3 protein-coding genes and 1 pseudogene are annotated in these 2,652 nt (G+C 72.5%); all 4 read left to right on the top strand.

All coding sequences use genetic code 11. The annotated features are described in order from the left end of the window. Window positions 1-852: pseudouridine synthase (locus FRW57_RS20160; RefSeq protein ID WP_238999508.1), on the top strand; the 852-nt coding region annotated here is incomplete at its 5' end. 107 nt (window positions 853-959) lie between these two features. Beyond that, the gene (gene speB, locus FRW57_RS20155; protein ID WP_137120814.1) at window positions 960-1,946 is read left to right on the top strand and encodes an agmatinase; all 987 of its coding nucleotides are present in this window, start codon (window positions 960-962) and stop codon (window positions 1,944-1,946) included. Between the two features lie 85 nt (window positions 1,947-2,031). Further along, window positions 2,032-2,409: a chorismate mutase gene (gene aroH, locus FRW57_RS20150; protein ID WP_238384569.1), complete on the top strand. Its 378-nt coding sequence runs from the start codon at window positions 2,032-2,034 to the stop codon at window positions 2,407-2,409. Window positions 2,410-2,439: 30 nt separating this feature from the next. After that, window positions 2,440-2,652: pseudogene (locus FRW57_RS20145) on the top strand (prephenate dehydrogenase); the annotation flags it as partial.

Raw genomic sequence — 2,652 nt, 5'->3', positions numbered from 1 at the left:
GGCGTCCGCGGTCGAGGACGCGGGGCAGCGGGCCGCGCCGCCGGCGCGCGCACGGGCGGACCAGGCGGCAAGTCGGGCCGGCCGGACCGTGAGCGCGCGGCCCGGCCCAGCGTGGACGTGCACGATCCCGACGGGGTGCGCCTGCAGAAGCTGCTGGCCGCAGCCGGAGTGGGCAGCCGACGGGCCTGCGAGAACCTGATCAGCGAGGGCCGGGTCGAGGTCGACGGCCACGTGGTGCGCGAGCTCGGTGTGCGGATCGACCCCGGCCGCCAGGTCGTCCACGTCGACGGCACGCGGGTGCAGCTGGACGAGTCGCGCCTCTACCTGGCCTTCAACAAGCCGCTCGGCGTGGTCTCGACCATGAACGACGAGCTCGGGCGTCCCTCGATCAGCGACTACGTGGGCGACCGCAAGGAGCGGCTCTTCCACGTGGGCCGCCTGGACGCGGACACCGAGGGCCTGCTCCTGCTCACCAACGACGGTGACCTGGCCCACCGGCTGCAGCACCCGGCATACGGCGTCCGCAAGACCTATCTCGCGCAGATCCCCGGGCCGGTGCCCCGTGACCTGGGCAAGCGGCTGCGTGCCGGTGTCGAGCTCGAGGACGGGCCGGTGGCGGTCGACTCGTTCAAGGTGGTGGACTCCCGGCCCGGCAAGGCGCTGGTGGAGGTGGTCCTGCACGAGGGTCGCAAGCACGTGGTGCGGCGAATGCTGGACGCGGTCGGGCATCCGGTCGAGTCGCTCGTGCGCACCGATGTGGGGCCGATCCGGCTGGGCGACCTGCGACCGGGCAAGATGCGGCCGCTCAACAGCCAGGAGATCGGGGCGCTCTACTCGGCCGCCGGCCTGTAGCAAGCGGGAGTCGCTCGGGCGACCTGCCGGCGGGACCGGCCCAGGCCCTGCAGGCGCCGCGTGAGGCATATTGGGGCCACTACGTGACCCGCCCTTGGAGGTATGCCGTGAACGACGCTCCCGTCCCCATTGGCCCCCTGGGGCCGCCGGACGCCAGTCTGAACCCGCGCTACGCCGGCTTTGCGACCTTTGCTCGCCTGCCCAGGATCGACCAGGTGGACCGCGCCGACCTCGCCGTGCTCGGTGTGCCGTTCGACAGCGGGGTGAGCTACCGGCCCGGCGCCCGCTTCGGGCCGTCGCACGTGCGGGAGTCCTCCCGGCTGCTGCGGCCTTACAACCCGGTGCAGGACGTCGAGCCCTTCGCGGCCGCGCAGGTCGTGGATGCGGGAGACGTGGTGGCCAACCCGTTCGACATCGGCGAGGCGGTGCACCAGGTCGAGACCGCAGCCCATGCGCTGACCAGCTCCGGCGCGCGCCTGGTCACCATCGGTGGTGACCACACCATCGCGCTGCCGCTGCTGCGCAACGCCGCCGCGGAGCACGGACCGCTGGCCGTGCTGCACTTCGACGCGCACCTGGACACATGGGACACCTACTTCGGCGCCAGCACCACGCACGGGACACCGTTCCGTCGCGCCTCCGAGGAGGGCCTGGTTGACCTGGAAGCCAGCATCCACATGGGGATCCGCGGATCGCTCTACGGTCGCAGCGACCTGCGTGACGACAAGCGGCTGGGTTTCACCATCGTGGGGTGCGACGAGGTCGAACAGGACGGGGCCGGGGCAGCGATCGAGCGAATGCTTGCCCGGCTGGGGGACCGGCCCACCTACGTCTCCATCGACATCGACGTGCTCGACCCGTCGCACGCGCCCGGGACCGGCACGCCGGAGGCCGGCGGCCTCACCAGCCGGGAGCTGCTGCGGATGGTGCGTGCGCTGCGCGGCCGACAGCTCGTGGGCGCAGACGTCGTCGAGGTGGCTCCCGCCTACGACCACGCCCAGATCACCGCCATCGCCGCGTCGCACGTCATCTACGAGCTGCTGTCGGCGATGACGCCCGACGCCCCGGCCGAGAGCCTTGATGCGGGGGGGTGAACGCGGCGTTGGGCTCCGGGCGCGGTGCTGTCCTGTGGGTGGACGGGCGCCCGGTCGCACGCGGCGATTCGCTACCGTGCCACGCGTGAGTGAGCAGGCGACGGCGGTGCGTGCGGTCCGTGGGGCCATCCAACTCGACGTGGACGAGCGCGAGCACGTGCTGGCCTCGACCCGTGAGCTCGTGACGGCGGTGCTCGAGGCCAACGGCATCGATCTGGCCGACGTCATCTCGGTGTGGTTCACCGCGACACCCGACGTGCGCAGCGAGTTCCCGGCCGTGGCGGCGCGCGAGCTCGGCATGGGGGACATCCCGCTGATGTGCACACAGGAGCTCGATGTCGTCGGCGCGATGCCCCTGGTGATTCGGCTGATGGCTCACGTCAACACGGCACTGCCGCGCTCGGAGATCACCCACGTCTACCTGCGGGGTGCGGCGGCGCTGCGCCGGGACCTTGCCCAGTGAGGGCCCGATGAGCGCCGCCGGGACACTCCGATGACGGTGGGGCACGTCCGCATCGTCGGCACCGGGCTGATCGGCACGAGCCTGGGGCTGGCGCTGCGGCGCCTCGACGTGACCGTGTCCCTCGCGGACCCGTCGCCGACGGCGGTGGCGCTGGCCCGGGACCTCGGGGCCGGCGAGCTGGCAGAGAGGGTCGCGGCGGCACCGGACCTGGTCGTGGTGGCCGCACTCCCCGACGTCACGGCG

The organism is Segeticoccus rhizosphaerae, from assembly GCF_009192725.1.
Taxonomy (GTDB): Bacteria; Actinomycetota; Actinomycetes; order Actinomycetales; family Dermatophilaceae; genus Segeticoccus; species Segeticoccus rhizosphaerae.
The sequence above is the reverse complement of the archived record's forward strand: the minus strand, read 5'-3'. Positions and strand labels throughout refer to the sequence as shown.